We start from the raw sequence: 26,798 nt of genomic DNA, 5'->3' as shown, positions 1-26,798 counted from the left end.
CGCGTACGGGCGCAATGAGCCCTCACGTACGGGTGTGAGGGGCGGGCACATCGATTCATGCAAGCACGCTTGCTTGTTTCTGGGTGGGCTGCCATGCTCCACGCAACCGCGCCGCACACCGCCGTGTCCGTGTCCCGAGGGGAGCGCCTCGTGTCCGATCCGACGCCCGTGATCGACGATCTGCGTGAGGAGGGCGAGGAGCTCGACCGGCTGGTGGCCGGGCTCGGCCCCGAGCAGTGGGCGCGGGAGACGCCCGCCGCCGGGTGGACCGTCGCCCACCAGATCGCGCACCTCGCCTGGACCGACCGTTCCGCGCTGCTCGCCGTCACCGACGCCGACGGGTTCCGGGTGCTGGTCGAGAAGGCCCTCGCCGCACCCCACACCTTCGTGGACGAGGGTGCCGAGGAGTACGTCCGGTCCGCGCCCGCCGACCTGCTCGCGCGGTGGCGCGAGGGACGCGCGGCGCTGGACAAGGCGCTGCGGGAGGCGCCGGCCGGAGCGCGTTTCCCCTGGTACGGGCCGCCCATGTCCGCCGCCTCCATGGCCACCGCCCGCCTCATGGAGACCTGGGCCCATGGACTGGACGTGGCGGACACGATCGGTGTGATGCGGCCACCCACGGAGCGGCTTCGACATGTGGCGTGGCTCGGGGTGCGGACCCGGGACTTCGCCTACGGGGTGCGGGGGATCACCCCGCCGGCCGATCCCTTCCGCGTCGAGCTGGTCGGGCCGGGCGGTGAGCCGTGGGCGTACGGTCCCGAGGACGCGCCCCAGCGGGTCACCGGGCCCGCGCTCGACTTCTGCCTCCTGGTCACCCAGCGCGCCCACCGCGCGGACCTCGCGCTCACCGCCGACGGCCCCGACGCCGACCGCTGGCTGGACATCGCCCAGGCCTTCGCCGGGCCGGCCGGTGGCGGGCGGGAGCCGAAGGGGGACACCGCGCGGTGACGGCGACGACCCTGCGCATCGGCAACTTCTCCGGCTTCTACGGCGACCGCGCGGGCGCCCTGCGCGAGATGCTCACCGGCGGCGAGGTCGACGTCCTCACCGGCGACTACCTCGCCGAGCTGACCATGCTCATCCTCGCCCGCGACCGGCTGAAGGACCCCTCCGCCGGGTACGCCCGCACCTTCCTGCGGCAACTGGAGGAGTGCCTGGGCCTCGCCCACGAGCGCGGGGTCAAGCTCGTCACCAACGCGGGCGGGCTGAATCCCGCCGGGCTCGCCGACGCCGTACGCGCCCTCGCCGACCGGCTCGGCATCCCCGTGCGGGTCGCCCACGTCGAGGGCGACGACCTCACCGCGCGGTACCCCGGCAGCCTCGCCGCCCACGCCTACCTCGGCGGCTTCGGCGTCGCGGAATGCCTCCGCGCGGGCGCCGACGTGGTCGTCACCGGGCGGGTCACCGACGCGGCCCTCGTCACCGGGCCGGCCGCCGCCCACTTCGGCTGGGCGCCGACGGACCACGACCGGCTCGCGGGGGCCGTCGTCGCCGGGCACGTGCTGGAGTGCGGGGCGCAGGCCACCGGCGGGAACTACGCCTTCTTCGGCGAGCGCCGGCCCGGTGACCTCCGACGGCCCGGATTCCCTCTCGCCGAGATCCACGCCGACGGCAGCGGCGTCATCACCAAGCACCCCGGAACCGGCGGCTTCGTCGACGTCGGCACCGTCACCGCGCAACTGCTGTACGAGACCGGCGGCGCCCGGTACGCCGGGCCGGACGTCACCGCGCGGCTGGACACCGTACGGCTCACCCGGGACGGGCCCGACCGGGTGCGCGTCGAAGGCGTCCGGGGGGAGGCCCCACCGCCCACGCTCAAGGTCGGGCTCAACCGGCTGGGCGGGTTCCGCAACGAGGTCGTGTTCGTGCTCACCGGCCTCGACGTCGAGGCCAAGGCGGACCTCGTGCGGGAGCAGATGTCCGACGCGCTCGCCAAGTCGCCGCCCGCCGAAGTGCGCTGGGAGCTGGCCCGCACCGACCGGGCCGACGCCGGCACCGAGGAGACCGCCAGCGCGCTGCTGCGGCTCGTCGTACGGGATCCCGCGCAGGAGGCGGTCGGGCGGGTGCTGAGCGGGGCCGCCGTCGAGCTGGCGCTGTCCAGCTATCCCGGATTCCATGTGATGGCGCCACCGGGGAAGGGCTCCCCCTATGGGGTCTTCGAGGACGTGTACGTCCCCCATGGCGACGTCGACCATGTGGCCGTCCTCCACGACGGACGCCGGATCCCCGTGGACCCGCCCCCCGACACCGCCGTACTCGACGACGTACCGGCGCCCGCGCTCCCCGAACCGCTCCCCACGGGACCCACGACACGAGCCCCCCTCGGCCTCGTCGCCGGCGCCCGCAGCGGCGACAAGGGCGGGAACGCCAACGTCGGCGTCTGGGTCCGCTCCGACGACGCCTGGCGGTGGCTCGCGCACGAGCTGACCGTCGAGCGGTTCCGCGAGCTGATCCCCGAGGCCCGCGACCTGCCGGTCACCCGGCACGTACTGCCCCGCCTGCGCGCCCTGAACTTCCTCGTCGAAGGCATCCTCGGCGAGGGCGTCGCCGCGCAGGCCCGCTTCGATCCGCAGGCCAAGGCGCTCGGCGAATGGCTGCGCTCCCGGCACCTCGACATCCCGGAGGCCCTGCTGTGACGGTCCTCGCGTCCGCCCTCGACACCACCGGCCCCGATTACCGGGCGCACCGCGACGCCATGCTCGCCAAGCTGGCCGAGCTCGACGCCGAGCACGCCAAGGCCCTCGCGGGCGGCGGCGAGAAGTACGTCGAGCGGCACCGCAAGCGCGGCAAGCTGCTCGCCCGCGAACGCGTCGAACTGCTCCTCGACCCCGACACGCCCTTCCTGGAACTCTCCCCGCTGGCCGCCTGGGGGAGCGACCACACCGTCGGCGCCTCGCTCGTCACCGGCATCGGTGTCGTCGAGGGCGTGGAGTGCCTGATCACCGCCAACGACCCGACCGTGCGCGGCGGCGCCAGCAACCCCTGGAGCCTGAAGAAGGCCCTGCGCGCCAACGACATCGCGCTCGCCAACCGGCTGCCCGTGATCAGCCTCGTCGAGTCCGGCGGCGCCGACCTCCCTTCCCAGAAGGAGATCTTCATCCCCGGCGGCGCGATCTTCCGGGACCTGACCCGGCTGTCGGCGGCCGGCATCCCCACCGTCGCCGTCGTCTTCGGCAACTCCACCGCCGGAGGCGCGTACGTCCCCGGCATGTCCGACCACGTGATCATGGTCAAGGAGCGGGCGAAGGTGTTCCTCGGCGGCCCGCCGCTCGTGAAGATGGCCACCGGGGAGGAGAGCGACGACGAGTCCCTGGGCGGCGCCGAGATGCACGCGCGCGTGTCGGGCCTCGCCGACCACTTCGCCGTCGACGAACCGGACGCGCTCCGCCAGGCCCGCCGGGTCGTGGCCCGCCTCAACCACCGCAAGGCGTACGACGACCCGGGACCGGCCGCCCCGCCCAAGTACGACGAGGACGAACTCCTCGGCATCGTCCCGGGCGACCTCAAGACCCCCTTCGACCCGCGCGAGGTCATCGCGCGGATCGTCGACTCCTCCGACTTCGACGAGTTCAAACCCCTCTACGGCACCAGCCTCACCACCGGCTGGGCCACTCTCCACGGCCATCCCGTCGGCATCCTCGCCAACGCCCGGGGAGTCCTCTTCAGCGAGGAGTCCCAGAAGGCCGCCCAGTTCATCCAGCTCGCCAACCAGCGCGACATCCCGCTGCTCTTCCTGCACAACACCACCGGCTACATGGTCGGCAGGGAGTACGAGCAGGGCGGCATCATCAAGCACGGCGCGATGATGATCAACGCGGTCAGCAACTCCCGCGTCCCCCACCTGTCCGTCCTCATGGGCGCCTCCTACGGCGCCGGGCACTACGGCATGTGCGGCCGCGCCTACGACCCCCGCTTCCTGTTCGCCTGGCCCAGCGCCAAGTCCGCCGTCATGGGCCCGCAGCAGCTCGCCGGCGTGCTGTCCATCGTCGCCCGGCAGTCCGCCGCGGCGAAGGGACGGCCGTACGACGACGAGGCGGACGCGGCGCTGCGCGCCATGGTGGAGCAGCAGATCGAGTCCGAGTCGCTGCCCCTGTTCCTGTCCGGGCGGCTGTACGACGACGGCGTCATCGACCCGCGCGACACCCGCACCGTCCTCGGCCTGTGCCTGTCGGCCATCCACACCGCGCCCTACGAGGGCGCGCGCGGTGGCTTCGGCGTCTTCCGGATGTGAGGGACCGATGATCACTTCCCTGCTGATCGCGAACCGGGGCGAGATCGCCTGCCGTATCGCCCGCACCTGCGGCGAGTTGGGGATCCGAACCGTCGCCGTGCACTCGGACGCCGACGAGAACGCCCGCCACGCGCGCGTGGCGGACACGGCGGTACGACTGCCGGGGGCGGCGCCCGCCGACACGTATCTGCGCGGCGACCTGATCGTGAAGGCCGCCCTCGCGGCCGGCGCGGACGCCGTGCACCCCGGCTACGGCTTCCTCTCCGAGAACGCCGACTTCGCGCGGGCCGTCCGGGACGCCGGCCTGGTGTGGATCGGGCCGCCCCCGGAGGCGATCGAGGCGATGGCGTCCAAGACGCGCGCCAAGGAGCTGATGGGCGTCGAGCCCCTGCGCGAGGTCACCGAGTCCGATCTGCCGGTGCTGGTGAAGGCGGCGGCGGGCGGCGGCGGACGCGGGATGCGCGTCGTACGGCGCCTCGCGGACCTGGACGGCGAACGGGACGCCGCCCGCGCGGAGGCCGCGAGCGCCTTCGGCGACGGCGAGGTGTTCGTCGAGCCGTACGTGGAGGGCGGCCGGCACGTCGAGGTACAGGTGCTCGCCGACACGCACGGCACGGTGTGGGTGCTCGGCACCCGTGACTGCTCCCTCCAGCGCCGCCACCAGAAGGTGATCGAGGAGGCCCCGGCACCGGGGCTGACCGCACGGCTCACCGGGGAGCTCCACGCCCTCGCCGTACGCGCCGCGCGTGCCGTCTCCTACGTGGGCGCCGGAACCGTCGAGTTCCTCGTCGCGGGGGAGCGGGCGCACTTCCTGGAGATGAACACCCGCCTCCAGGTGGAGCACCCGGTGACGGAGGCCGTCTTCGGGATCGATCTCGTCGCCGAGCAGATCCGCGTCGCCGAGGGCCACGCCCTCCCGGGCGACCCGCCGCACGCGCGTGGACACGCCGTCGAGGCCCGCCTCTACGCCGAGGACCCGTCCCGGGAGTGGGCCCCGCAGACCGGCCGTCTGCACCGCCTCGCCGTCCCCGGCGCCGTGCGCCTGGACACCGGCTACACGGACGGCGACGACATCGGCGTCCACTACGACCCCCTGCTCGCCAAGGTCGTCGCCCACGCCCCCACCCGCGCGGAGGCGGTCCGCAAGCTGGCCGCGGCGCTGGAACGCGCGGTGATCCACGGCCCCGTCACCAACCGGGACCTCCTCGTCCGCTCCCTGCGGCACGAGGAGTTCGCGCAGGCCCGCATGGACACCGGCTTCTACGACCGCCACCTGCCCGAGCTGACCGCCCCGGCCCCCGACCCGTACGCCCCGCTCGCCGCCGCCCTCGCCGACGCCCACGGCCGCTCCCGCTTCGGCGGCTGGCGCAACCTGCCCTCGCAGCCGCAGACCAAGCGGTACGCGATGGCCGGCGAGGAGCACGAGGTCCGCTACCGGCACACGCGCGACGGCCTCACGGCCGACGGGGTGCAGGTCGTGCACGCCGGCGCGGGGCTCGTGGTCCTGGACGCGGACGGCGTACGGCGCCGCTACGAGGTCAGCCGCTACGGCGACCGGGTGTACGTGGGCGCCACCGCCCTCACCGCCCTGCCCCGCTTCCCCGACCCCGCCACCCAGCACGCCCCCGGCTCCCTCCTGGCCCCCATGCCGGGCACGGTCGTCCGCGTCGCGGAGGGCCTGACCGAGGGAGCGGCGGTGGAGGCCGGACAGCCCCTCCTCTGGCTGGAGGCGATGAAGATGCAGCACAAGATCACGGCCCCGGTCACGGGAACCCTCAGCGCCCTCCACGCCGTGCCGGGACAGCAGGTGGAGCCCGGCGTGTTGCTGGCCGTGGTGCGACCCACCTAGGGGCGCGGGGCCGTGCCCGACATGCGGTTGCCGCCGCGTGGGCGCGAGAGACCACGACCAACCCGCATCCTCCGCACGACCCGAAGCCCCTCCCCCTCAGGAGCGCTCATGCCGGTGATCGAGTCAGAAGAGCACAAGGCCCTCCGCGAAGCGGTGGCCTCCTTCGCGAACAACCACCCCCGAACCCCCGGCGCCGACAACCGCCCCTTCTGGCAGGAGGCCGCCAAGCTCGGCTACATCGGCGTCAACCTGCCGGAGGCGTACGGCGGTGGCGGCGGCGGCATCGCCGAACTCTCCCTCGTGCTGGAGGAGATGGGCGCCGCCGGAAATCCCCTGCTGATGATGATCGTCTCCCCGGCGATCTGCGGCACCGTCATCTCCCGCTTCGGCACCGAGGCCCAGAAACGGGAGTGGCTGCCCGCCCTGGCCGACGGCAGCCGCCTGATGGCCTTCGGCATCACCGAACCCGACGCCGGTTCCAACAGCCACCGCATCACCACGACGGCCCGCAGGGACGGCACCGACTGGCTCCTCACCGGCCGCAAGGTGTTCGTCTCCGGCGTCGACATCGCCGACGCCACCCTCGTCGTGGGCCGCACGGAGGACGCCCGCACCGGACGCCTCAAGCCCTGTCTGTTCATCGTCCCGCGCGACACCCCCGGCTTCGAACGCCGGAAGATCGACATGGAACTCGACGCCGTCGAGAAGCAGTTCGAGCTGACCCTCGACGACGTGCGGCTGCCCGCCGACGCGCTCGTCGGCGACGAGGACGCGGGCCTGCTCCAGCTCTTCGCCGGCCTCAACCCCGAACGCGTCATGACGGCCGCGTTCGCGATCGGCATGGGCCGCCACGCGCTCGCCCGCGCCGTCGAGTACGCGCGTGAGCGCACCGTCTGGAACGCCCCCATCGGCGCCCACCAGGCGATCGCGCACCCCCTCGCCCAGGCGCACATCGACCTCGAACTGGCCCGTCTGATGACGCAGAAGGCCGCGCACCTCTACGACGCCGGTGACGACGTGGGCGCGGGTGAGGCCGCCAACATGGCCAAGTACGCGGCGGCCGAGGCCTGCGTGAAGGCCGTCGACCAGGCCGTGCACACCCTCGGCGGGAACGGCCTCACGCGCGAGTTCGGGCTCGCCTCGCTGATCACCGCCGCACGCGTGTCCCGTATCGCCCCGGTGAGCCGGGAGATGATCCTCAACTACGTCTCCCACCAGACCCTGGGCCTTCCCAAGTCGTACTAGGCCCTCATGGCCCCTCGGCCGTCCTGGAGGAACCGTGTTCCGAAGCGAGTACGCAGACGTCCCGCCGGTAGAACTCCCCATCCACGACGCGGTGCTCGCCCGGGCCGCCGAGTTCGGGAGCACCCCGGCGCTGATCGACGGCACCGACGGCACCACCCTCACCTACGAGCAGGTGGACCGCTTCCACCGGCGGGTCGCCGCGGGACTGGCCGAGGCGGGCGTGCGCAAGGGCGACGTGCTCGCCCTGCACAGCCCCAACACGGTCGCCTTCCCCACCGCGTTCTACGCGGCCACCCGCGCGGGTGCCGCCGTCACCACCGTGCACCCCCTGGCCACCGCCGAGGAGTTCGGCAAGCAGCTGAAGGACTGCGCGGCCCGCTGGATCGTCACCGTCTCACCGCTGCTGGACACCGCGCGGAGGGCCGCCGAGCTGGCCGGCGGGATCGAGGAGATCCTCGTCTGCGACAGCGCGCCCGGACACCGTTCCCTGATCGACATGCTGGCCTCCACCGCGCCCGAGCCGGTGGTCGGCATCGACCCGGCCGAGGACGTCGCCGCCCTGCCGTACTCCTCCGGCACCACCGGCGTCCCCAAGGGGGTGATGCTCACCCACCGCCAGATCGCCACCAACCTCGCGCAGCTCCATCCGCTGATCACGGCGGGGCCCGGCGACCGCGTCCTCGCGGTGCTCCCGTTCTTCCACATCTACGGCCTGACGGCCCTGATGAACGCCCCGCTCCGGCAGGGCGCCACCGTCGTCGTCCTGCCGCGCTTCGACCTGGAGACGTTCCTCGCGGCCATCCAGAACCACCGCATCACCGGCCTGTACGTGGCCCCGCCGATCGTCCTGGCCCTCGCCAAGCACCCCCTGGTCGCCCGGTACGACCTGTCGTCCCTGAAGTACGTCGTCAGCGCGGCCGCGCCCCTGGACGCGGGCCTCGCCGCCGCCTGCTCGCGGCGGCTCGGGCTGCCGCCCGTCGGCCAGGCGTACGGCATGACGGAACTGTCGCCCGGCACCCACGTCGTCCCCCTGGACGCCATGAGCGAAGCGCCCCCCGGCACCGTCGGCAAGCTCATCGCCGGCACCGAGATGCGGATCGTCTCCCTCGACGACCCCGGCAAGGACCTCGGACCCGGCGAGCCCGGCGAGATCCTCATCCGCGGGCCCCAGGTCATGAAGGGCTACCTCGGCCGCCCCGACGCCACCGCCGCGATGATCGACGGGGACGGCTGGCTGCACACCGGGGACGTCGGCCACGTCGACGAGGGAGGCTGGCTCTTCGTCGTGGACCGCGTGAAGGAACTGATCAAGTAGAAGGGCTTCCAGGTCGCCCCCGCCGAACTCGAGGCGCTGCTCCTCACCCACCCCGGCGTCGCGGACGCCGCCGTCATCGGCGTCTACGACGAGGACGGCAACGAGGTCCCGCACGCCCACGTCGTCCGTCAGCCGTCCGCCCCGGAGCTCTCCGAGGGCGAGGTCATGACGTACGTCGCCGAGCGCGTCGCCCCGTACAAGCGCGTCCGGCGCGTCACCTTCATCGACGGCGTCCCGCGCGCCGCCTCCGGAAAGATCCTGCGCCGCGAGCTCCGCGCGGCGCACGAGGAGTCCTCGTGACCCTGATCGGCCGCACCCGCGCGCGGGGCGTCGAGACGCTCCGCCTCGACGCCCCGGAACGGCGCAACGCCCTGTCCGCCGCCCTCGTCGGCGAACTGGCCGACGCGCTGAGCGACGCGGGCGGGGACACCGGCGTCCGCGCGGTGGTCCTCACCCACACCGGCACCACCTTCAGCGCGGGCGCGGACCTGCGCGACCCGCCCGCGCCCGAGGCGCTGGTGGGCCTGTTGCGGGGGATCGTCGAGCTGCCCAAACCGGTCGTCGCGCGGGTCACCGGGCACGTCCGCGCGGGCGGCCTCGGCCTGCTCGCGGCCTGCGACATCACCGTCGCCTCCCACGCGGCGACGTTCGCCTTCACCGAGGTCCGCATCGGGGTCGCGCCCGCCGTGATCTCGCTGCCGCTGCTGCCCCGCACCGACCCGCGCGCCCTGGCCCGCTACTACCTCACCGGGGAGCGCCTCGACACCGCCGAGGCCGTCCGCGTCGGCCTGCTCACCGCCGCCGGTGACGACGTCGACGAGGTCCTCGCGCCGATCCTCGACGGCCTGCGCAGATCCGCCCCCGACGCCCTGGCCGAGACGAAACGGCTGCTCACGGCTAGGGTGCTGGAGACCTTCGACCGGGACGCGGCCGATCTGACCGCGCTCTCGGCGCGCCTCTTCGCCTCCGCCCCCGCGCGCGAGGGAATGACGGCCTTCCTCGAACGACGGGATCCGGAATGGGTGGTGTGAGCACGGCCGACCGTGCGGAACGAGTCCCCAAGCAGGACCGCAGCCGGGCCACCCGGCAGCGGCTCCTGGAGGCCGCCGTGGCCTGCCTCGCGGAGCACGGCTGGGCGGGCTCCACGGTCTCCGTCGTCGCCGAACGCGCGGGCGTCTCCCGGGGGGCCGCCCAGCACCACTTCCCGACCCGTGAGGACCTCTTCACGGCCGCCGTCGAGTACGTCGCCGAGGAGCGCTCCACCGCCCTGCGCGCCCTCTTCCCGGAGGGCGCCGCGGCACATGACCGCCGCGCGGTGATCGCGGCGCTGGTCGGCCTCTACACCGGCCCCGTCTTCCGCGCGGCGCTCCACCTGTGGGTCGCCGCCTCCAACGAGGAACAGCTGCGCCCGCGCGTGACCGAGCTGGAGCTGCGCGTCGGCCGCGAGTCCCACCGCATCGCCGTCGAACTCCTCGGCGCCGACGAGTCCCGCCCCGGCGTCCGCGAAACCGTCCAGGGCCTCCTCGACATGGCCCGGGGCCTCGGCCTCGCCAACCTCCTCACCGACGACGGGGCCCGCCGCGAGCGGGTGGTGGCGCAGTGGGCGGCGCTGCTGGACGAGGCGCTGGACTGACCCATGGGCGACCGATTCCAGGTGATCGTCGACCTCGACGCGGACGAGGCGGACGCCGGCCGGCTCGCCCGGCGGGTGGTGGAACAGCTCGTGGCGGAGGGCGTCGTCCTCGCCGAACGCACGAAATGCGTCCCCGGACAGCCCCTGGGGCATCCGCCGGGCCCGCACTGGGAGCGTGCGGTGACCGACGACTGGGACCTCGAGCCCTGGGACGGACTCGCCGTCCACACCCGCCGCACCGGCTTCACCAGCGGCGCGGACATGCCCGGCGCGGCTCTCTGTCCGCGCTGCGGAGCCTCCACCCCCCTGGGGGACGAGACCTGGCAGCGCTTCGGCACCGCCATGCGGACGTGGTACGACAACGGCACCGCGACCGTCGACTGCCCCGCCTGCGCGACCGCCGTCGCCGTTCCGGACTGGGCCTGGGACGAGGCCCCGCTTGCCTTCGGCTGCCTGGGCTTCGAGTTCTGGAACTGGCCCGACCTCACCGACGCCTTCCGCGCCCGGCTGGCCGAGCTGCTCGACGGCCACCGCACCACGTACGTCTGGGGCAAGCTGTGAGAACGCCCGCGATCACGCCCGCTCGCGGGCCTCGCGCACCGCGCGGATGACGTCGATGACGTCGTCCGCCGTGACCTCACCGCGCGTGGCGAGGGCGCGGGCCTCGGCCGCCGCCTCGCGCGGCGAAAGCTCCGTGGCCTCGTCCCGCCCGCGGGACTCCCGCTCGTTCACGGGCTGAGCCGCTCCACCCGCCAGCCCCCGCCCGCCTCCGCCACGTACCGCAGGCGGTCGTGGAGGCGGTTCTCCCGGCCCTGCCAGAACTCCACCGCCTCCGGGACCACCCGGAAGCCGCCCCAGTGGGGCGGCACCGGTACCTGCTCGTGCTCCGGGTAGCGGGCCGCCAGGCCGGCGTAGGACGCGTCGAGCTCCGCGCGGCCGGCGATCACCGAGGACTGGCCGCTGGCCCACGCGCCCAGCTGGGAGCCGTGCGGGCGGGTGCGGAAGTAGGCGGCCGTCTCGTCGCGGCCGGTGCGGCGCGCGGTGCCGGTGACGATGACCTGCCGGGCCATCGGGTGCCAGGGGAAGAGGAGCGAGACGTGGGGGTTCTCCGCCAGGTCGCGGCCCTTGCGGGAGTCGTAGTTCGTGTAGAAGACGAACCCGTCGTCGTCGAAGTGCTTCAGCAGCACCGTGCGCGAGCTGGGCCGTCCCGCCGCGTCCGCCGTCGAGACGATCATGGCGTTCGGTTCGAACAGCCCGCCGTCCGTCGCGGCCTGTTTGAACCAGCGCGCGAACTGTTCGACGGGAGTGGCGGCCAGGTCGGTCTCGGAGAGCCCCTCGGTCCGGTACTGCTTGCGCATCGAGGCGAGAGCGAAGGGGACGGCGTCTCGGTCGGTCACGCCGTCATCCTGCCGCATGAGCGAAGCCCGTGGGGGCACGGTGTCCTTCGTCACGTGATGGCACTGAGTGCCGCGAACCCTCCTCAAAGATGGCACTCGGAGATATCGTGCTGCCACTGATCCGGTTGGGTGACCGCCAGCCGGGCATCACAGGGGTGACGTCCCGGACCGCGAGTCCGTTCGAACGGACCGTGGATCCACCGGACGCGCGCCTTCGCTTCCGCCGACTGCCGACACAGGGTCGTCCCACCCCACAGCACCATCTGTCACCCACCTCACAAGGAGCCGCCAGATGTCCGACTTCGTACCCGGGCTCGAAGGAGTCGTCGCGTTCGAGACGGAGATCGCCGAACCCGACAAGGAGGGCGGCGCCCTGCGGTACCGGGGCGTCGACATCGAGGATCTGGTCGGGCACGTCTCCTTCGGCAACGTATGGGGACTGCTCGTCGACGGGGCGTTCAACCCCGGACTGCCGCCCGCCGAGCCGTTCCCGATCCCCGTGCACTCCGGCGACATCCGCGTCGACGTGCAGTCCGCGCTGGCCATGCTGGCGCCCGTGTGGGGCCTGAAACCGCTCCTCGACATCGATGCCGAGCAGGCCCGTGACGACCTCGCCCGCGCCGCCGTCATGGCCCTGTCCTACGTCGCCCAGTCCGCGCGCGGCCAGGGCCTGCCCATGGTGCCGCAGCGCGAGATAGACAGGGCCGAGTCCATCGTCGAACGCTTCATGATCCGCTGGCGCGGCGAGCCCGACCCCAAGCACGTCGCGGCCGTCGACGCGTACTGGACGTCGGCCGCCGAGCACGGCATGAACGCCTCCACGTTCACCGCGCGGGTCATCGCCTCGACCGGCGCGGACGTCGCGGCGGCCCTCTCGGGCGCCGTCGGCGCCATGTCGGGACCGCTGCACGGCGGCGCGCCCTCGCGCGTGCTGGGCATGATCGAGGAGATCGAGCGCACCGGGGACGCCGAGGCGTACGTCCGGCAGGCCCTCGACAAGGGCGAGCGCCTCATGGGCTTCGGCCACCGCGTCTACCGCGCGGAGGACCCCCGCGCCCGTGTCCTGCGCCGCACCGCCCGCGAACTCGGCGCCCCGCGCTTCGAGGTCGCCGAAGCCCTGGAGAAGGCCGCTCTGGCCGAGCTCCACGCCCGCCGCCCCGACCGGGTCCTCGCCACCAACGTGGAGTTCTGGGCGGCCATCGTGCTGGACTTCGCCGAGGTCCCGGCACACATGTTCACCTCGATGTTCACCTGCGCCCGTACGGCGGGCTGGTCGGCGCACATCCTGGAGCAGAAGCGCACGGGCCGCCTGGTCCGGCCCTCGGCCCGCTACGTCGGCCCGGGCACGCGCGACCCGCGCGAGATCGAGGGGTACACGGACATCGCCCACTGAGCGGGGCCCGGAAAACGCAGGCGACCCGCGAGTCTGGTTCCTCCCTGGGGAGGAGCCGGCCGGACGTTACCGGCGACTCGCGGGTCGGGTGACTGCGTTGGATTGGGCCGGTTGCGTGTATCTCGCACACGCCGGTCCGGCGCCGAACCGAGTACGACGGCGGGCTACTGGCCCGCAGCCACCTCTTCCGTCCGGTTGTCATACATCTGCCGAACCACCTCCCTTCTGAAGTACCGCCCACCTTAAGAACCGGCTCCCGCCGTATCAACCGCTTTTTTCGTTGACCTCCGCGCGGGGGCGCGATTGGCTTGCCGGGTGAGTGATCTTCGTGTCGAGGTCGTGGACGGCGACGCCGTGCCGGAGCAGTGGCGGCACGTCCACAACGTGATCGTGCCGCCCGCCGCGATGACGCTCGACGAGGTGCGGGAGCGCGTCGCGCGCGGGTACCGGCTGGGGAACGCGTACGCCGGTGACGTGCTGGTCGGCTGCTCGACGGTGCGGCCCCCGCGGGGGGAGGACGCCGCGGTGACCGTCATCGCGCGGGTGCCGCCCGGGCACCGGCGCGGGGGACACGGGACGGCGCTCCACGCGTCGGGGATCGCGCACGCGCGCGGCGGGCGCCGGGGCCGTCGAGACCGTGGTCCTGGCCGCCGACGAGGACGGCGCACGGTTCGCCCGCGCGCGGGGCTTTCGACGAGGTCGAGCGGTACGTCCTGCCGGGGAGAGCGAGCTGTGGCGGACGCCGCGCCTGGCGCCTTTTCCCTCGTGAACGGGCGGATCGGACGGTGCCGTACAACGATTCTCCCAATCTTGCGGGAACTCGATGTGCGCTGCGTCACGTTCAAGTTGAATGATTGCAAGTGAGTGAACCGTCGTGCCGTACGTGCGGACGCAGCCTGCAGGGGGTCCAGGTGAGTGCTTCCCGGCGTAGTGGGGCCACCGACGAGCTGGGGCCGGACGAGCCCGAGCCCGCGCGGGAGGGATCGGACGGCTCCGACCTCCTCGCCGCGCTGCTCGACGGCATGGACGCCGCCCTGTGCGCCTTCGACGCGGACGGGACGGTCACGCACTGGAACCGTGAGGCGGAGCGGATCCTCGGCTGGACCGCCGGCGAGGCGGTGGGCCGGGCCGGGTTCGCCGGGTGGGCCGTGCGCAGCGCGGACGCCGAGGAGGTCGAGGCGCGGCTGATGTCGGCCATGGACGCGCCGGGCCGGCAGGTGAACGAGTTCGCGCTGCTGACGAAGGACGGCGGCCGGGTGCTGGTGCGGACGCAGTCCGCGGCGGTGCGCGGGCCGGACGGGAAGCCGGCGGGGGTGTACTGCGCGTTCAGCGAGGTGCACGCGCAGATCGACCTGGAGCGGTCGATCGCGCTGAGCGAGGCGCTGCTGGAGGAGGCGAGCTGGGGGGTCGTCCTGGTCGACGCCGATCTGCGGCCCGCGGTGGTGAACCCGCACGCCGCGCGGGCGCTGGGCACGGGGCGGACGTCGGTACTGGGGCGGCCGCTGGGGGAGCTGCTGGCGCAGGGTGCGGAGGAGCTGGAGAGCGCGCTCACCCATGTGCTCGCGGAGGGGGCGCCGCCCGCGCCGGCCGAGCTGTGGGTGAGCGTGCGCACGCCGGAGGGCGAGCGGCGGCGGTGCTGGCGGAGCGGGTTCGTGCGGCTGTCGTCACCGCTGGCGGAGGAGCCGGTTCCGCTGGGGGTCGGCTGGCTGTTCCAGGACGTGACCGAGTCCCGGCAGGGTGAGCAGGAGGCGTCGCTGCTGCGGTTCCGCGCGCAGCAGCTGCACCGCGCGGCGCGCGCGGCGGCGGAGTGCGAGGACCCGGCGGAGGCGGCGACGGTCCACCTGGACTTCGCGCTGGCCGGGTTCGCCGACCACGCGCTGATCGACCGGGTGGCCGACGGCGGCCGGGACGCCGACCGGGTGCGACTGGTGCGGATCGCCGCCACCCCGTCCGGCGCACCGGGACCGAGCAGGCTCGCCGGGCGGGCGGGGCTGCCGGTGCGGTACGGCGAGGGGCATCCGGCGGTGCAGTGCGTGGAGCGGGCCGGGACGGTGCGGGCCGATGCCGGCTCCCTGGGCACCGAGGAGGCGCGGGCGTGGGCGCTGTCCCGGCAGTGGCCGGGGGACGCGGTGCACGCCCTGTGCACGGTGCTGCGGAGCCGGGGGCGCACGCTTGGTGCCGTGACGTTTCTGCGGGGTGCGGGCCGCAACGCGTTCGAACGCTCCGACACGATGTACGCGGAGGACGTGGCGGTCCGCATCGCCACGGCCCTGGACCTGGCGGGGCTGCTCGGCGACGATCGCTGACATCCGTTTCCGCCCCCGCCGCCCCTTCCCGTCCCGAACCCGGGGCTCCGCCCCGGGCCCCGCTCCCCACATCCCGGAGGGGCTGATCTCAGCGGCCGGGGGCGGCGTCAATGGCGGTAGAAGATGCGGTCGGCGTACTCGTCGAAGACGCGCGCGTTCCAGTCGTGGCCGCCGTCCACGTTGCCCGAGCGCAGCAGCGGCGGCTCGATTCCGCGGTCGGCGAGCGTCGCCGCCGTGGTGGCCATGACGGCCTGGAGGAGCGCCGTGGTGACCACCGTCGAGGCGGGGGCGAAGGGCGCGGGGACGTTGTCGTGGGTGAGCTCCGCGTCACCGACCGCGATACCGGAGTCCAGGACGAGGTCGCAGTGGTCCTTCAGGAACGTCCCGGAGGAGTGCCGGGACGACGTCTGCGTCGCGTACGCCACCGAGGTCACGCCGATGACCCGCACGCCCAGCTCGCGGGCCTTCATCGCCATCTCCACGGGCAGCGCGTTGCGCCCGGACAGCGAGATGACGATCAGCGCGTCGCCCGCGCGGAGCGGGGAGACGCCGAGCACGACGCCCGCGAGCCCGTCGACGCGTTCCAGGGCGGAGCCCAGCGTGGCCGGCCGCACGTCGACACCGACGGCCCCCGGGACGGCGAGCAGGTTCATCAGGGCGAGTCCGCCGGCCCGGTAGACGAGGTCCTGCGCGGCCAGCGAGGAGTGCCCGGCGCCGAAGGCGAAGAGCCGGCCGCCGTCTGCGACCGTGTCGGCGAGCAGCGTGCCCGCCGCCGCGACGGACGCGGCCTCCTCGTCACGGATCCGCCGCAGCAGGTCGATCGCGGCGTCGAGGAATTGACCGGCCGGCGTGCGGTCGCTCATGCGGCGTCCCTTCGGGCGGAAGTGTTGCGGATCACCGTGCGGTCTGGACCAGTGCCGTGTCAATACGGCGCCCGACCGCGCGGTTTCCCCTCCGCGGAGCCCTTCGTTCTCACCGCGCGGCCCGGTTGTCGGTCGTATGCGTCAGAATTGAGTCCTGGGCCAGCGCACGCGCCGGTGAGCCGTCCAGCCTCCGGCAGAGCCATCCGCAGATCTCATCGAGGGGCATGTATGTCCGGACTGATCGACACCACGGAGATGTATCTCCGCACCATCCTCGAGCTGGAGGAGGAAGGTGTGGTCCCCATGCGCGCCCGGATCGCCGAGCGGCTCGACCAGAGCGGCCCGACGGTCAGTCAGACCGTGGCACGCATGGAGCGCGACGGCCTGGTGTCCGTCGCTCCCGACCGGCACCTCGAGCTCACCGACGAGGGCCGCCGGCTGGCCACGCGCGTGATGCGCAAGCACCGGCTCGCCGAGTGTCTCCTGGTCGACGTGATCGGCCTGGAGTGGGAGCAGGTCCACGCCGAGGCCTGCCGCTGGGAGCACGTGATGAGCGAGGCCGTCGAGCGCCGCGTGCTGGAGCTGCTGAGGCACCCCACCGAGTCGCCGTACGGCAACCCGATCCCCGGCCTGGAGGAGCTGGGCGAGAAGGACGGGGCCGACCCGTTCCTGGACGAGGGCATGGTGTCCCTGGCCGACCTCGACCCGGGCGCCGGGGGCAAGACGGTCGTGGTGCGCCGGATCGGCGAGCCGATCCAGACGGACGCCCAGCTGATGTACACGCTGCGCCGGGCGGGCGTGCAGCCCGGTTCGGTGGTCAGCGTGACGGAGTCGGCGGGCGGGGTGCTGGTGGGCAGCAGCGGCGAGGCGGCCGAGCTGGAGTCGGAGGTGGCCTCGCACGTGTTCGTCGCCAAGCCCTGACCGGCCGACGGGCCGGCTGACGGTCGGGGGCGGGGGCGGGACGCCGGGCGGACGAGCGGTGCGTGCCCGCCGGTGCGTGCCCGTCGGTGGGAACGCGTCGAATCCGAGATCCACTGCGGCGAATCGCAGCGCTCGCCGGATTCGCGTGCGAGGCTGTCGCGTGAGGCATATGACCTGAGTGGCTCTGGCCGGGCCCGGCAGCGATGCCATCCCGGCAGGGGAGGGGCGGGACGATGTGCCGTGACCACGTGAGGAGCCCCGGCGCCGTGCGGCGCCGGGGCCTGTCCTCCCCTGTGCTGACCCGGAGCCCCGAGCTCTCAGGGTCATTCCCCTCGGACCGGTTTCCCCGAGCGGTCCGCCTCCCGTTGAAGATCTCCCCCGGGTCACGGCGATCAATCCCCTCAGGGGGTCACTCGAACGAGGGGTGTTGCCGGGCAAGAAGCCATTTTCGAATGGCCATTCGATAATCTGCGGGCAGTGGCAACAGGCAGGACCAGCACAGCAGGCAACGGGCAGGCAGCGAGCTTGGGGGGTGCCAGGACCATGGCGCGACGCATCGACGTGACCGGGGCGGACGGCGTACGGCTCGCCGCCTGGGAGTTCGGCGACCCGCCCAAGCACGGGGCCGACCCGGCGGAGAGCGCCGCGCAGCACGCCCCCGGCGTGCTGTTACTGCACGGCCTGATGGGCCGCGCCTCGCACTGGGCGTCCACCGCCCGCCGGCTCTCCGGGCGGTACCGCGCGGTCGCCCTCGACCAGCGCGGCCACGGCCGCAGCGACAAGCCCCCGCGGGCCTCCTTCACCCGTGACGCCTACGTCGACGACGCCGAGGCCGCCCTGGAGCAGCTCGGCCTCGGCCCCACCGTCCTCATCGGCCACGCGATGGGCGCGCTGACCGCCTGGCAGCTCGCCGCCAAACGCCCCGACCTGGTGCGCGGCCTGGTCATCTGTGACATGCGGGCCTCCGCCCTCGGGGCCGCCTCGCAGCGCGAGTGGGCCGAGTGGTTCAAGGCCTGGCCGGTCCCGTTCGCCACGCTCGCCGACGTACGCAAGTGGTTCGGCGAGGACGACCCCTGGGTGGAGCGGCCCAATCCGGCCCGCGGCGCGTTCTACGCCGAGGTGATGGCCGAGTCCCCGGACGGCTGGCGTCCGGTGTTCGACCCGGACCAGATGCTCCGCTCCCGCGAGACCTGGGTGTTCGACGCGCACTGGGAGGAGCTGGCCCAGGTGCGCTGCCCCGCCCTGGTGGTCCGCGGCCTCGACGGCGAACTCGGCCGCGCGGAGGCCCAGGAAATGGTCCGCGTCCTCCCGCACGGCCGGTACGCGGAGATCGCCGACGCCGGCCACCTGGTCCACTACGACCAGCCGGAGACCTGGCTCGCGGCGATCGAACCCTTCCTGGACTCATTGGACTCATCGGACTCGCCGGACTCGCCGGACTCGCCGGACTCGCCGGACTCGCCGGGCGAGGGCTGACCGCCGGCTCAGCCCTTGCTCACCGCCGTCAGGATCTCCGGCAGCCGGCGGGCCGTCCGCGGGGCCGCCAGCCGCAGGCCGAGGAAGGTCAGGGCCGCGCCGTACGCCGTGCCCACCGGCAGCAGCAGCCACAGCGGGCCGTCGCCGCCCGCGCCGGTGTTCAGCCAGACGGTGAGGGCGATGACCGGGAGGCACAGCACCGCCGCCGCGACCATGCCGCCGAAGAGGGAGATCCAGGCCAGCCCGGCCTGCCCCGGGGCGACGCTCCTGTGGCCCTCCTGCGGGATGGAGTACGGGAAGCGGGCCGAGGTCCACGCGCCCGTCGCGAGCATCGCGCCGAGCAGCGCGAAGGACAGGCCCAGCGCCTCCGGCAGCCGCGCCCAGTCACCCAGCAGCGCCGTCGTCAGCACGGTGACGAGCGTGGCGTACGGCAGGGTGACCAGCAGCAGCGCCAGCGCGCGGGCGCGCAGCTCCACGTACGCGTCCCGGGTCGACGAGATCGTCATCGCGACCATCCAGAACGCCGAGGTGTCCTGCCCGAACTGGTTGTACATCTGGATGCCGAGCATCCCGGCGGCGAAACAGGCGAAGTAGACCGAGCCGGTGCCCTGCCAGGCGTTGAACACCGGCACGATCAGCCCGATCGCCAGCGAGGTCACCCACGCGGCCTTCGTCTTCGGATCGCGCCGGACGTAGCGCAGGCTGCGCTCCACGGCCGTACCCGTGCGGCCCGGCGGCAGCAGCCGGGACAGGCCCGTCGACGAGCGGTCGCGGACCGCCGTGTCCCCGGCCGCCTGGAGGGTGGAACCGTCCGGCGAGGTCATCAGCCGCGTCAGGGACCGCGACCACAGCGCGAGCAGCCCCGCCAGAGCCGCCGCGCTCAGCGCCAGTTGCGCCAGCGCGACCCCGTACGCCCCCTCGCCCGCCGCGTGCGCCGCGGCGACCGCCGACGCCGGCGGGAACCACCGCAGCACGTCCGCCGCCGGATCGAGCTGCTCCAGACCGGAGGAACCCAGCCGCTGCGCCCCGAAGTTGACCACCTGCGCCCCGACGGCGATCACCAGCCCGCTGAGCACCGCGAGATCCCGGCCCTTGCGGCTGGTGAGCAGCCGTACGTTGGCGGTGGCCACCGCCCGCGCGAGCGCCACGCACACCAGCAGCGCCAGCGGCACGGCGAGGAAGCCCACGGCGAACGCCGCCCCGCCGCGCGCGACGGCGATCACGGAACCGGCGAGCAGGCACAGCGTGAACAGCGGCCCGACACCGACCAGCGAGGACGCGAGCAGGGCCCGCACCAGCGGCCGCGGCCGCAGCGGCAGCATCACCAGCCGGGTCGGGTCGAGGGTCTCGTCTCCACCGGGGAAGAACAGCGGCATCACCGCCCAGCCCAGCCCCAGCACCGCCACGAGCAGCACCACCAGCGACTCGACGTGACCGGAGCCGCGCAGCGCGATCAGCCCGAGGAACTGCAGCGCGGCGAACAGCAGGGCGGCGACGGCGGAGGCGATGTACGCCGCCCTGCGCCCGCCGGACTGCCGCAGCCCGTTGCGCAGCAGGGACAGTTTCAGCCGGACGAAGACGGAGGTGAGGGCGGCGGGAGTGCTCACGGCGCTCACCGGGAACCCCCGCCCAGCCAGTCGAGATCCGCACCGGCGTCGCGGCCGTCCGCGCCGACGAGCTCCAGGAACGCCCGCTGCAGCGAGGGCGCGTCCCCGCGCACCTCGGCGAGCGGGCCGTGGGCGCGGATCCGGCCGGCGGCCATCACGGCCACCCAGTCGCACAGCGACTCGACGAGCTCCATGACGTGGGAAGAGAACACGACCGTGGCGCCGGACGCCGTGTACCGCTCCAGAACGCCCCGGATGGTCTGCGCGGAGACCGGGTCGACCCCCTCGAACGGCTCGTCCAGGAACAGGACTTCAGGGTTGTGCAGCAGGGCGGCGGCGAGCCCGATCTTCTTGCGCATGCCGGTGGAGTAGTCGACGACGAGCTTGTGCTGGGCACCGGCCAGACCGAGGACGTCGAGCAGCTGCGCGGCCCGCTTGTCGACCTCGTCACCGGGCAGCCCCCGCAACCGCCCCGTGTAGGCCAGCAGTTCACGCCCCGACAGCCGCTCGAACAGCCGCAGCCCCTCCGGCAGCACCCCGATCCGGGCCTTGACCTCCGCCGGATCCCGCCACACGTCGTGCCCGACGACCTCGACGGTGCCCTGATCGGGCCGCAGCAGCCCGGTCACCATGGACAAGGTGGTGGTCTTCCCGGCTCCGTTGGGCCCGACCAGCCCGATGAACCGCCCCGCGGGCAGTTCCAGGTCGATCCCCCCGACCGCGACCTGCTCCCCGAACCGCTTCCAGAGGCCCCGCACACGTACGGCACTGCCCTCCACCATGACTCCCTCCGTCGCCTGGAAGCCTACGGGGAGCACAGCGCCCCTCCAGGGGTGCGGGAGCGTGCCGGCATGCGGTTCCGCCGCGTGGGCGCGACCGGCCACGACGCGGCCGCCCGCGGACGGAGACCACGCACATCGACGGGCGCCCTAGCGATCCCGACCGCACGCGTACGCCAACGGCGAGACCAGTTCCTCCACATCCGGCAGCCACCGATTCGCAACCGTGGGCCGGCAGGCCCACTGCACGGCCCCCCGGCACCCGACCCGCGTGGGCGGCGCGGCCACGTACGTCCCCTCCCCCAGGACCGCCAGGTCGAGCGACGCCGACGACCACCCCAGCTTGCGCAGCAGCTCCGGCACCTTCGCCGACGCCCCCGGCAGCACGAAGAACTCCGTCCGCCGGTCCGGCGTCACCGTGACCGGCCCCAGCGTCAGCCCCATCCGCTCCATCCGCGCGAGCGCCAGGAACCCGGCCGTCTCCGGAACGGAGATCGCGTCGAACGTCCGCCCGGTGGGCAGCAGGATCGACGCGGCCGGCTGCTTCTGCCACATCCGGCGGGCGACGGTCGCGCTGCCGGTCGCCTGGGCCGCCCAGTCCGGGCGGGCCGGGTGCGCGCCGGGCGAGGGACACGCGGCGTCACCGCACGAGCAGCGCTGCACCCCCTCGACGGCCTCCATCCAGGTGCCCGGGAACACGTCCCAGTGCCGCTCCTCGGCGTAGCGAACTGCGGTCTCCAGCAGCGATTCCCCGCGCTGCTTCGGGATCTGTACGGCGTCGGCGCCCGCGATCGTCTCTTCCACGATGAACACAACTACGGCCGTCACCAGGGGTTACGCCCCCGCGCATGCGCGGGGGAGGAGCATCGGTTCCTTGTTCGGGGCGCATGGATGCATCGATGGGGGCGCGCGAGAGGATCCGCGTCCCCGCTGGGTAACCAGGAGGGGGGCCGGCAACCGCCGTTACCCCGGCAATCCTCACATGTCCCGCATTGTCGGTACTTCGGCGGGGCATTGATCTTCCCGGCCGCATTTCCCGCCGGGACGCGAGACGTACGGCCGCGGAAGACACGTCAACTCGGTGCGTGGGCAGGGCACCGCAGCCTCAGGGGGTACGCCATGGCCGCAAGGCCTCTCGTCGCGCGGCAGCCGAACGAACGGCTGCAGGCGCTCATCCAGGAAGCCGGATGCTCCAACGCCGGACTGGCCCGCAGGGTCAACATGTGCGGCGCCGAGCACGGCCTCGACCTGCGCTACGACAAGACGTCGGTGGCGCGCTGGCTGCGCGGACAGCAGCCGCGGGGCCGGGCACCGGCGATCATCGCGGAGGCACTGGGCCGCAAACTGGGCCGTACGGTCACGATCGACGAGATCGGCATGGCCAACGGCAAGAACCTCGCGTCGGGGGTCGGCCTCCAGTTCTCGCCGACGGTACTGGGGGCCATCGAGCAGGTCTGCGAGCTGTGGCGCAGCGACGTGGGCCGGCGGGACTTCCTGTCCGGATCCTCCGTCGCCGCGTCCGCGCTGGTGGAGCCGAGCCGCGACTGGCTGATCTCCGCCCCCGACGGGCAGGTGGCGCGCTCCACCGGGCCGCGCGTGGGACAGTCCGACGTGGCGGCCGTACGGTCCATGACGCAGGCGCTGGTGGACCTGGACCACCAGTACGGCAGCGGGCACGTGCGCCCGGTCGTGGTGCACTACCTCAACAGCGTCGTCTCGGGGCTGCTGTCGGGGTCGTACCGCGAGGCCGTGGGACGCGACCTGTTCGCGGCGGTCGCGCGGCTGACCGAACTCGCCGGGTACATGGCCGTCGACACCGGGCAGCCGGGGCTCGCCCAGCGCTACTACATCCAGGCGCTGCGGCTGGCGCAGGCGGCCGGGGACCGCGGGTACGGCGGATACGTGCTCGCCGCCTCCATGAGCCACCTGGCCGCGCAGCTAGGAAACCCGCGTGAGATCGCGCAGTTGGCGCGCGCGGCGCAGGAGGGCGCGCGGGGGCGCGTGACACCCCGCGCGGAGGCGATGTTCCACGCGGCCGAGGCGCGCGGGCACGCGCTGATGGGCGACGTGTACGCCGCGCAGACGGCGGCGGGGCGCGCGGTGAGCGCCATGGAGGCCGTCGATCCGGCCTCGGGCGACGACCCGGTGTGGATCGCGCACTTCGACGAGGCCTATCTGGCCGACGAGTTGGCGCACTGCCACCGGGACCTCGGCCAGGCGGAGGCCGCCGCGCGGTGCGCCCGCCAGGCGCTGGAGGGGCATCCGCCGTCACGGGCGCGGCGGCGGGCGATCGGCCATGTGCTGCTGGCCACCGCGCAGGTGCAGCAGCGCGAGATCGAACAGGCCTGCAGTACGGGCCTGAAGGCGGTCGAGCTACTGGGCGGACTCCGCTCCGACCGGGGCGCCGAGTACCTGGAGGACCTCCAGCAGCGCCTCGAGCCGTACCGGGAGGAGTCGGTGGTACGGGAGTTCGGGGCCCGGATGGAGCTCCGGACGGCGGCATGACCCCCGGGACATGACGGGCGGGGGTCGAGGAGGTGACGCGATCGGTGCGCGGTGACCCGGTTTTGTTACCGCGCTCACAGGGCAGGAGGTCAGGCCCCGTGCTGCGTGGCACCGGGCTCCGGGGACCCGGTAGCGTGAGCCGACGATTCACAAGGTCCCCCATTGGTAGGAGTCCCGGTGACGCAGAGTGGACAGGGCGAGGAGCCCTCGGCGCGCCCCGCGCGCGAAGGCATCGTGCTGCCCTCCGACGGTGGTGAACCCCTGCTGCCGGGCATGACGACCGGACCGGTCGCCCCCGGCGGCAGCGCGGACGGCCGGAACTCCGGCGGGTTCCCCGCCTCGGCCCCGCCCGGCGGCCAGACCTGGGGCACGCCGTGGGGCCCCGGTCGGCAGAGCCCGGCCCCATCGCCCGGCCAGGACCGGCAACCCCCGGCCGACGGCGGGTGGGGTGCCCCGGAGCCGCCCTCGTGGGGCGCGCAGCACCCGCCCGCCCCGGCCCACGGCGGCGGCCCCGGCCCGCTGCCGCCCGAGGACGCGCGGACCCACGGCAGCCGCCCCCCGTACGACGCGAACGGCCCGCAGCCGGGCGCCGGATACGGCGGGAGCACCCCGTCCGGCCCGCACGCGGGCGTTCCGCACGGCGGTGCCGATCCGTACGCCGCCGGAGCCCCGCTGCCGCCCGCGGACCCCTACGGCGCCCCCGCCCAGAACGGCTACGGCGCCCCCGCCCAGAACGGCTACGGCGCCCCCCAGTACCCGCCGGCCGCCGCGCCGGACGGGGCGGAAGGGGCCACCCAGTACATGCCGCCGGTGCCCGCCGCCGACGAGGGGGCGACGCAGTTCATGCCTCCGGTGCCCGCCGCCGACGAGGGGGCGACGCAGTTCATACCCCCGGTGGGCCCGGGCGCGCTGCCGCCCGAGATGCCCGCCCACGGCTCCGGGGCGGGCGGCTACCCGGGCGTGCCCCCGCAGCACGCGCCCGGCGCGGGCCCCCTGCCGACCGCCGGCCACCCCGACGCCGAGGCCACCCAGTACATCGCCCCCGTCACCGACCAGCCCCCCGGGCAGTCCTACGGCGCCCCGCCGCCCGGTGACGGCGACCGGCAGCCGCCCGCCGAGTTCGACAACCTCTTCCGCGACGGCGCCGGCGGCCCGGCCGGATCCACCCAGCAGCTCCCGCGCGTCGACTACGGCCCGCCCGCCCACACCCCGCCCGGCCCCACCGCCCCGGCCGGCGGCCGGGGCGGGCGCGGCGGTGGCCGTACCGGCTCACGCGTGCCGCTCATCGCGGCGGTCGGCGTCGGTATCGCCGTCCTCGGCGTCGGCGCGGGCGCGCTGCTCGGCGGCCCGGACGACGACGGCGGCGGCGACAACCAGCCCGTGTCCGCCACCGCGCCCGCGAGCGCGGAGGCCTCCGCCTCCCCCTCCCCCTCCGCCGACCCGGCCCGTGAGCAGGCCGTCGAGCTGGACAAGCTGCTGGCCCACAGCGGCAACAGCCGCACCGCCGTGATCAACGCGGTCGCCGATGTGAAGGCCTGCCGCGACCTCGGCCAGGCGGCCAAGGACCTGCGGGAAGCGGCCGGGCAGCGCAACCAGCTGGTGACCGACCTCTCCGGCCTGTCCGTGGACCAGCTGCCGGACCAGCAGGCGCTGACCACCGCGCTCACCAAGGCGTGGCAGGCGTCGGCGTCGGCCGACGACCACTACGCCGCCTGGGCCGACCAGGTCGCCGGAGCCAAGGGCAAGCTGTGCAAGAAGGGCCAGGCCCGCTCCACCGGCCAGACCCAGGCCGGCAACCGGGCCAGCGGCACCGCGACCGCCGAGAAGAAGAAGGCCGCCGACCTGTGGAACGCGATCGCCAGGCAGTACGGCCTGACCGAGCGCCAGCCGACCCAGCTGTGACCGGACACCGCTGATCCGCGGTTCCGCCCGGTCCCGGGCGGAACCGCGGATCAGCCCAGGTCCGCGTCCCGCAGCGTCTTCGTCACGTCGGTGAAGCCCTTGCGGGCCGCGACCAGCCGGCCGTCCCGGACCACCTGCAGGGTCACGTTCGCGTTGACCAGACGGGGGAAACCGACGGCGGCGAGCTCGTCCTGGAAGTTCCACCGCAGGGTGGGGGTGAGCCCGCCCGTGGTGACCTTCAGCCCGCCGTCCAGCGTTCCGCTCACGGTGTCGGCGCTCACCTCGCCGTCGCCGAGCGACTCGACGACCTGCTTGAACACGGTGTAGGCGATCCAGGTGGTCTGCACCCCGGCGTCCGCGGCGTCGATCCGGTTGTCGCCGAACGCCTCCTCCTCGATCACCTTCTTCATCGGGTCCCAGCGCGGGTCGTTCGCCGCCGGGTACCAGCCGGTGACGTACGACCCCTCGTACGGCCCCGACCCCCCGCCGGACGCGTCGATCGTCGACTGGTCGACGCTGCCCAGCACGGTCGCGGTGCGCACGTCGGGGTAGTCGGCGCGGGCCCGCCGGAAGGAGTCCATGAAGGTGTTCGTGCGGTCGCCGAGGGCGGGCACCACACAGCCCTGCTCGGCCGTGTCCGCGGTGACGCGCTCCAGGGCCTGCCGCGCCTGGCTCTCGTACGAGGTGGCGTCCTCCGCCGCCCGCTGGTCACCGGAGCGCGCGTGCCCGCCCGCCTCCAGGCCCGAGTCGAGCAGCGGGGGCAGCTGGTCGCCCGTGATGGTGTCGGGCCGGATCAGGGTGACCGGCCCGCAGGTGTCGGCCAGGGTGCGGCCGAGACCGGCCAGCAGCGCCGGCTGGCCGCCGTTGACGGGATAGGACAGGGGGCTGGTGAACTCGTTGGTGGTGATGCCGTAACCGCCGATGTACGGGATTCCGGCGCCCTCCAGGGTGGGCATGAACGAGTCGGCGTACTGGCTGTAGGAGCCGACGACCGCGACGGCCTTCTCCTGCACCGCACGCCGGGCGCACCGCGCGGCGGCCACGGTGTCGTTCTTGTCGTTGCAGGTCAGCACGTTGAGCCGACGGCCGTTGATGCCGCCCTGGGAGTTGACCCAGCGGGCGTACGCTTCGGCGAACGCGGGCATCCCGGGCTTGTTGGTGGCCTGGGTGTCCTGGGGCGCCCACGTCATCACGGTGAGGGGAGCGTCGTCCCCGGAGCCCCCCGTGGCACCGGGGACGATCCCGCACCCGGCGGCGAGCGACGCGCACGCCACCAGCGCGCCCGTGGTCAGGGCGCCGGCTCTGACGGGCCGGTGGAGGAGGCGGGGGAGGAGAATGCTGCGGATGCGTCGCCTGCCGGTCATGCTCACGCACGA

At 73.9% G+C, this 26,798-nt stretch carries 21 protein-coding genes and 1 pseudogene; 15 read left to right on the top strand and 7 right to left on the bottom strand.

Features of this window, described 5'->3' with window-relative positions; genetic code table 11:
- The first annotated feature begins 150 nt into the window (after positions 1-150).
- The 9 genes and pseudogenes from AB0A94_RS25640 to AB0A94_RS25600 all read left to right on the top strand — a co-directional run bounded on the left by AB0A94_RS25640 (position 151) and on the right by AB0A94_RS25600 (position 10,834).
- A complete protein-coding gene (locus AB0A94_RS25640) occupies positions 151-948 on the top strand; it encodes a TIGR03084 family metal-binding protein (protein ID WP_361747966.1) in 798 nt (265 codons plus the stop codon).
- Positions 945-2,636: an acyclic terpene utilization AtuA family protein gene (locus tag AB0A94_RS25635; protein ID WP_361747964.1), complete on the top strand. Its 1,692-nt coding sequence runs from the start codon at positions 945-947 to the stop codon at positions 2,634-2,636. Before AB0A94_RS25640 ends, AB0A94_RS25635 begins: the two co-directional genes overlap by 4 nt.
- Positions 2,633-4,231, top strand: coding sequence for a carboxyl transferase domain-containing protein (locus tag AB0A94_RS25630; protein ID WP_361747962.1), 1,599 nt, complete (start codon positions 2,633-2,635; stop codon positions 4,229-4,231). The genes AB0A94_RS25635 and AB0A94_RS25630 overlap by 4 nt, the downstream gene beginning before the upstream one ends.
- A gap of 7 nt (positions 4,232-4,238) precedes the next feature.
- On the top strand, positions 4,239-6,080 hold the full coding sequence (locus AB0A94_RS25625; RefSeq protein WP_361747960.1) for a biotin carboxylase N-terminal domain-containing protein: 1,842 nt from the start codon (positions 4,239-4,241) through the stop codon (positions 6,078-6,080).
- 108 nt (positions 6,081-6,188) lie between these two features.
- A complete protein-coding gene (locus AB0A94_RS25620; protein WP_361747957.1) occupies positions 6,189-7,325 on the top strand; it encodes an acyl-CoA dehydrogenase in 1,137 nt (378 codons plus the stop codon).
- Between the two features lie 34 nt (positions 7,326-7,359).
- Positions 7,360-8,940 (top strand): annotated as a pseudogene (locus AB0A94_RS25615) (4-coumarate--CoA ligase family protein).
- Positions 8,937-9,671 (top strand): enoyl-CoA hydratase family protein, encoded by a 735-nt coding sequence (locus tag AB0A94_RS25610; RefSeq protein ID WP_361747955.1) that lies wholly within the window; start codon positions 8,937-8,939, stop codon positions 9,669-9,671. The pseudogene AB0A94_RS25615 and the gene AB0A94_RS25610 overlap by 4 nt, the downstream one beginning before the upstream one ends.
- The gene (locus AB0A94_RS25605) at positions 9,659-10,273 is read left to right on the top strand and encodes a TetR/AcrR family transcriptional regulator (protein WP_361747954.1); all 615 of its coding nucleotides are present in this window, start codon (positions 9,659-9,661) and stop codon (positions 10,271-10,273) included. Before AB0A94_RS25610 ends, AB0A94_RS25605 begins: the two co-directional genes overlap by 13 nt.
- Positions 10,274-10,276: 3 nt before the next feature.
- Complete coding sequence (locus tag AB0A94_RS25600; protein ID WP_361747952.1) at positions 10,277-10,834, top strand: hypothetical protein; 558 nt, start codon at positions 10,277-10,279, stop codon at positions 10,832-10,834.
- Positions 10,835-10,846: 12 nt separating this feature from the next.
- On the opposite strand, the gene AB0A94_RS25595 is transcribed toward AB0A94_RS25600, so the two are convergent.
- Both AB0A94_RS25595 and pdxH read right to left on the bottom strand, forming a co-directional pair.
- On the bottom strand, positions 10,847-11,005 hold the full coding sequence (locus AB0A94_RS25595) for a hypothetical protein (protein ID WP_361747950.1): 159 nt from the start codon (positions 11,003-11,005) through the stop codon (positions 10,847-10,849).
- Positions 11,002-11,688, bottom strand: coding sequence for a pyridoxamine 5'-phosphate oxidase (pdxH, locus tag AB0A94_RS25590; RefSeq protein ID WP_361747947.1), 687 nt, complete (start codon positions 11,686-11,688; stop codon positions 11,002-11,004). Before pdxH ends, AB0A94_RS25595 begins: the two co-directional genes overlap by 4 nt.
- Before the next feature lie 274 nt (positions 11,689-11,962).
- Between pdxH and AB0A94_RS25585 the strand changes: the two genes are divergently transcribed.
- Positions 11,963-13,063: a citrate synthase 2 gene (locus AB0A94_RS25585; RefSeq protein ID WP_361747945.1), complete on the top strand. Its 1,101-nt coding sequence runs from the start codon at positions 11,963-11,965 to the stop codon at positions 13,061-13,063.
- A 911-nt stretch (positions 13,064-13,974) separates the two neighbouring features.
- Positions 13,975-15,369 carry a PAS domain-containing protein gene (locus tag AB0A94_RS25580; protein WP_361747943.1) on the top strand — a complete coding sequence of 465 codons (1,395 nt, stop codon included), beginning with the start codon at positions 13,975-13,977 and terminating at the stop codon, positions 15,367-15,369.
- 107 nt (positions 15,370-15,476) lie between these two features.
- Here the strand turns inward: AB0A94_RS25580 and AB0A94_RS25575 are convergent, their stop codons facing one another.
- Positions 15,477-16,232 carry an SIS domain-containing protein gene (locus AB0A94_RS25575; RefSeq protein WP_361747941.1) on the bottom strand — a complete coding sequence of 252 codons (756 nt, stop codon included), beginning with the start codon at positions 16,230-16,232 and terminating at the stop codon, positions 15,477-15,479.
- 228 nt (positions 16,233-16,460) lie between these two features.
- On the opposite strand from AB0A94_RS25575, the gene AB0A94_RS25570 reads away from it, so the two are divergent.
- Both AB0A94_RS25570 and AB0A94_RS25565 read left to right on the top strand, forming a co-directional pair.
- Positions 16,461-17,153, top strand: a complete 693-nt coding sequence (locus AB0A94_RS25570; RefSeq protein WP_073934467.1) for a metal-dependent transcriptional regulator — start codon at positions 16,461-16,463, stop codon at positions 17,151-17,153.
- 543 nt (positions 17,154-17,696) lie between these two features.
- Positions 17,697-18,629 (top strand): alpha/beta hydrolase, encoded by a 933-nt coding sequence (locus tag AB0A94_RS25565; RefSeq protein WP_361747939.1) that lies wholly within the window; start codon positions 17,697-17,699, stop codon positions 18,627-18,629.
- Between the two features lie 8 nt (positions 18,630-18,637).
- Here the strand turns inward: AB0A94_RS25565 and AB0A94_RS25560 are convergent, their stop codons facing one another.
- The 3 genes from AB0A94_RS25560 to AB0A94_RS25550 all read right to left on the bottom strand — a co-directional run bounded on the left by AB0A94_RS25560 (position 18,638) and on the right by AB0A94_RS25550 (position 21,828).
- The gene (locus AB0A94_RS25560) at positions 18,638-20,236 is read right to left on the bottom strand and encodes a transporter (protein ID WP_361747936.1); all 1,599 of its coding nucleotides are present in this window, start codon (positions 20,234-20,236) and stop codon (positions 18,638-18,640) included.
- Between the two features lie 5 nt (positions 20,237-20,241).
- Positions 20,242-21,018: an ABC transporter ATP-binding protein gene (locus AB0A94_RS25555; protein WP_361747934.1), complete on the bottom strand. Its 777-nt coding sequence runs from the start codon at positions 21,016-21,018 to the stop codon at positions 20,242-20,244.
- A 147-nt stretch (positions 21,019-21,165) separates the two neighbouring features.
- Positions 21,166-21,828 carry a bifunctional DNA primase/polymerase gene (locus AB0A94_RS25550; RefSeq protein WP_361747932.1) on the bottom strand — a complete coding sequence of 221 codons (663 nt, stop codon included), beginning with the start codon at positions 21,826-21,828 and terminating at the stop codon, positions 21,166-21,168.
- Positions 21,829-22,134: 306 nt separating this feature from the next.
- Between AB0A94_RS25550 and AB0A94_RS25545 the strand changes: the two genes are divergently transcribed.
- The gene (locus AB0A94_RS25545) at positions 22,135-23,520 is read left to right on the top strand and encodes a transcriptional regulator (RefSeq protein WP_361747930.1); all 1,386 of its coding nucleotides are present in this window, start codon (positions 22,135-22,137) and stop codon (positions 23,518-23,520) included.
- Between the two features lie 177 nt (positions 23,521-23,697).
- Positions 23,698-25,422, top strand: a complete 1,725-nt coding sequence (locus tag AB0A94_RS25540) for a hypothetical protein (protein ID WP_361747928.1) — start codon at positions 23,698-23,700, stop codon at positions 25,420-25,422.
- Positions 25,423-25,472: 50 nt separating this feature from the next.
- On the opposite strand, the gene AB0A94_RS25535 is transcribed toward AB0A94_RS25540, so the two are convergent.
- Positions 25,473-26,786: an ABC transporter substrate-binding protein gene (locus AB0A94_RS25535; protein WP_361747926.1), complete on the bottom strand. Its 1,314-nt coding sequence runs from the start codon at positions 26,784-26,786 to the stop codon at positions 25,473-25,475.
- Between the last annotated feature and the right edge of the window lie 12 nt (positions 26,787-26,798).

The sequence above is a fragment of the Streptomyces sp. NPDC044984 genome, from assembly GCF_040646935.1.
Taxonomy (GTDB): Bacteria; Actinomycetota; Actinomycetes; order Streptomycetales; family Streptomycetaceae; genus Streptomyces.
This window is presented reverse-complemented; position numbering and strand designations above follow the sequence as displayed.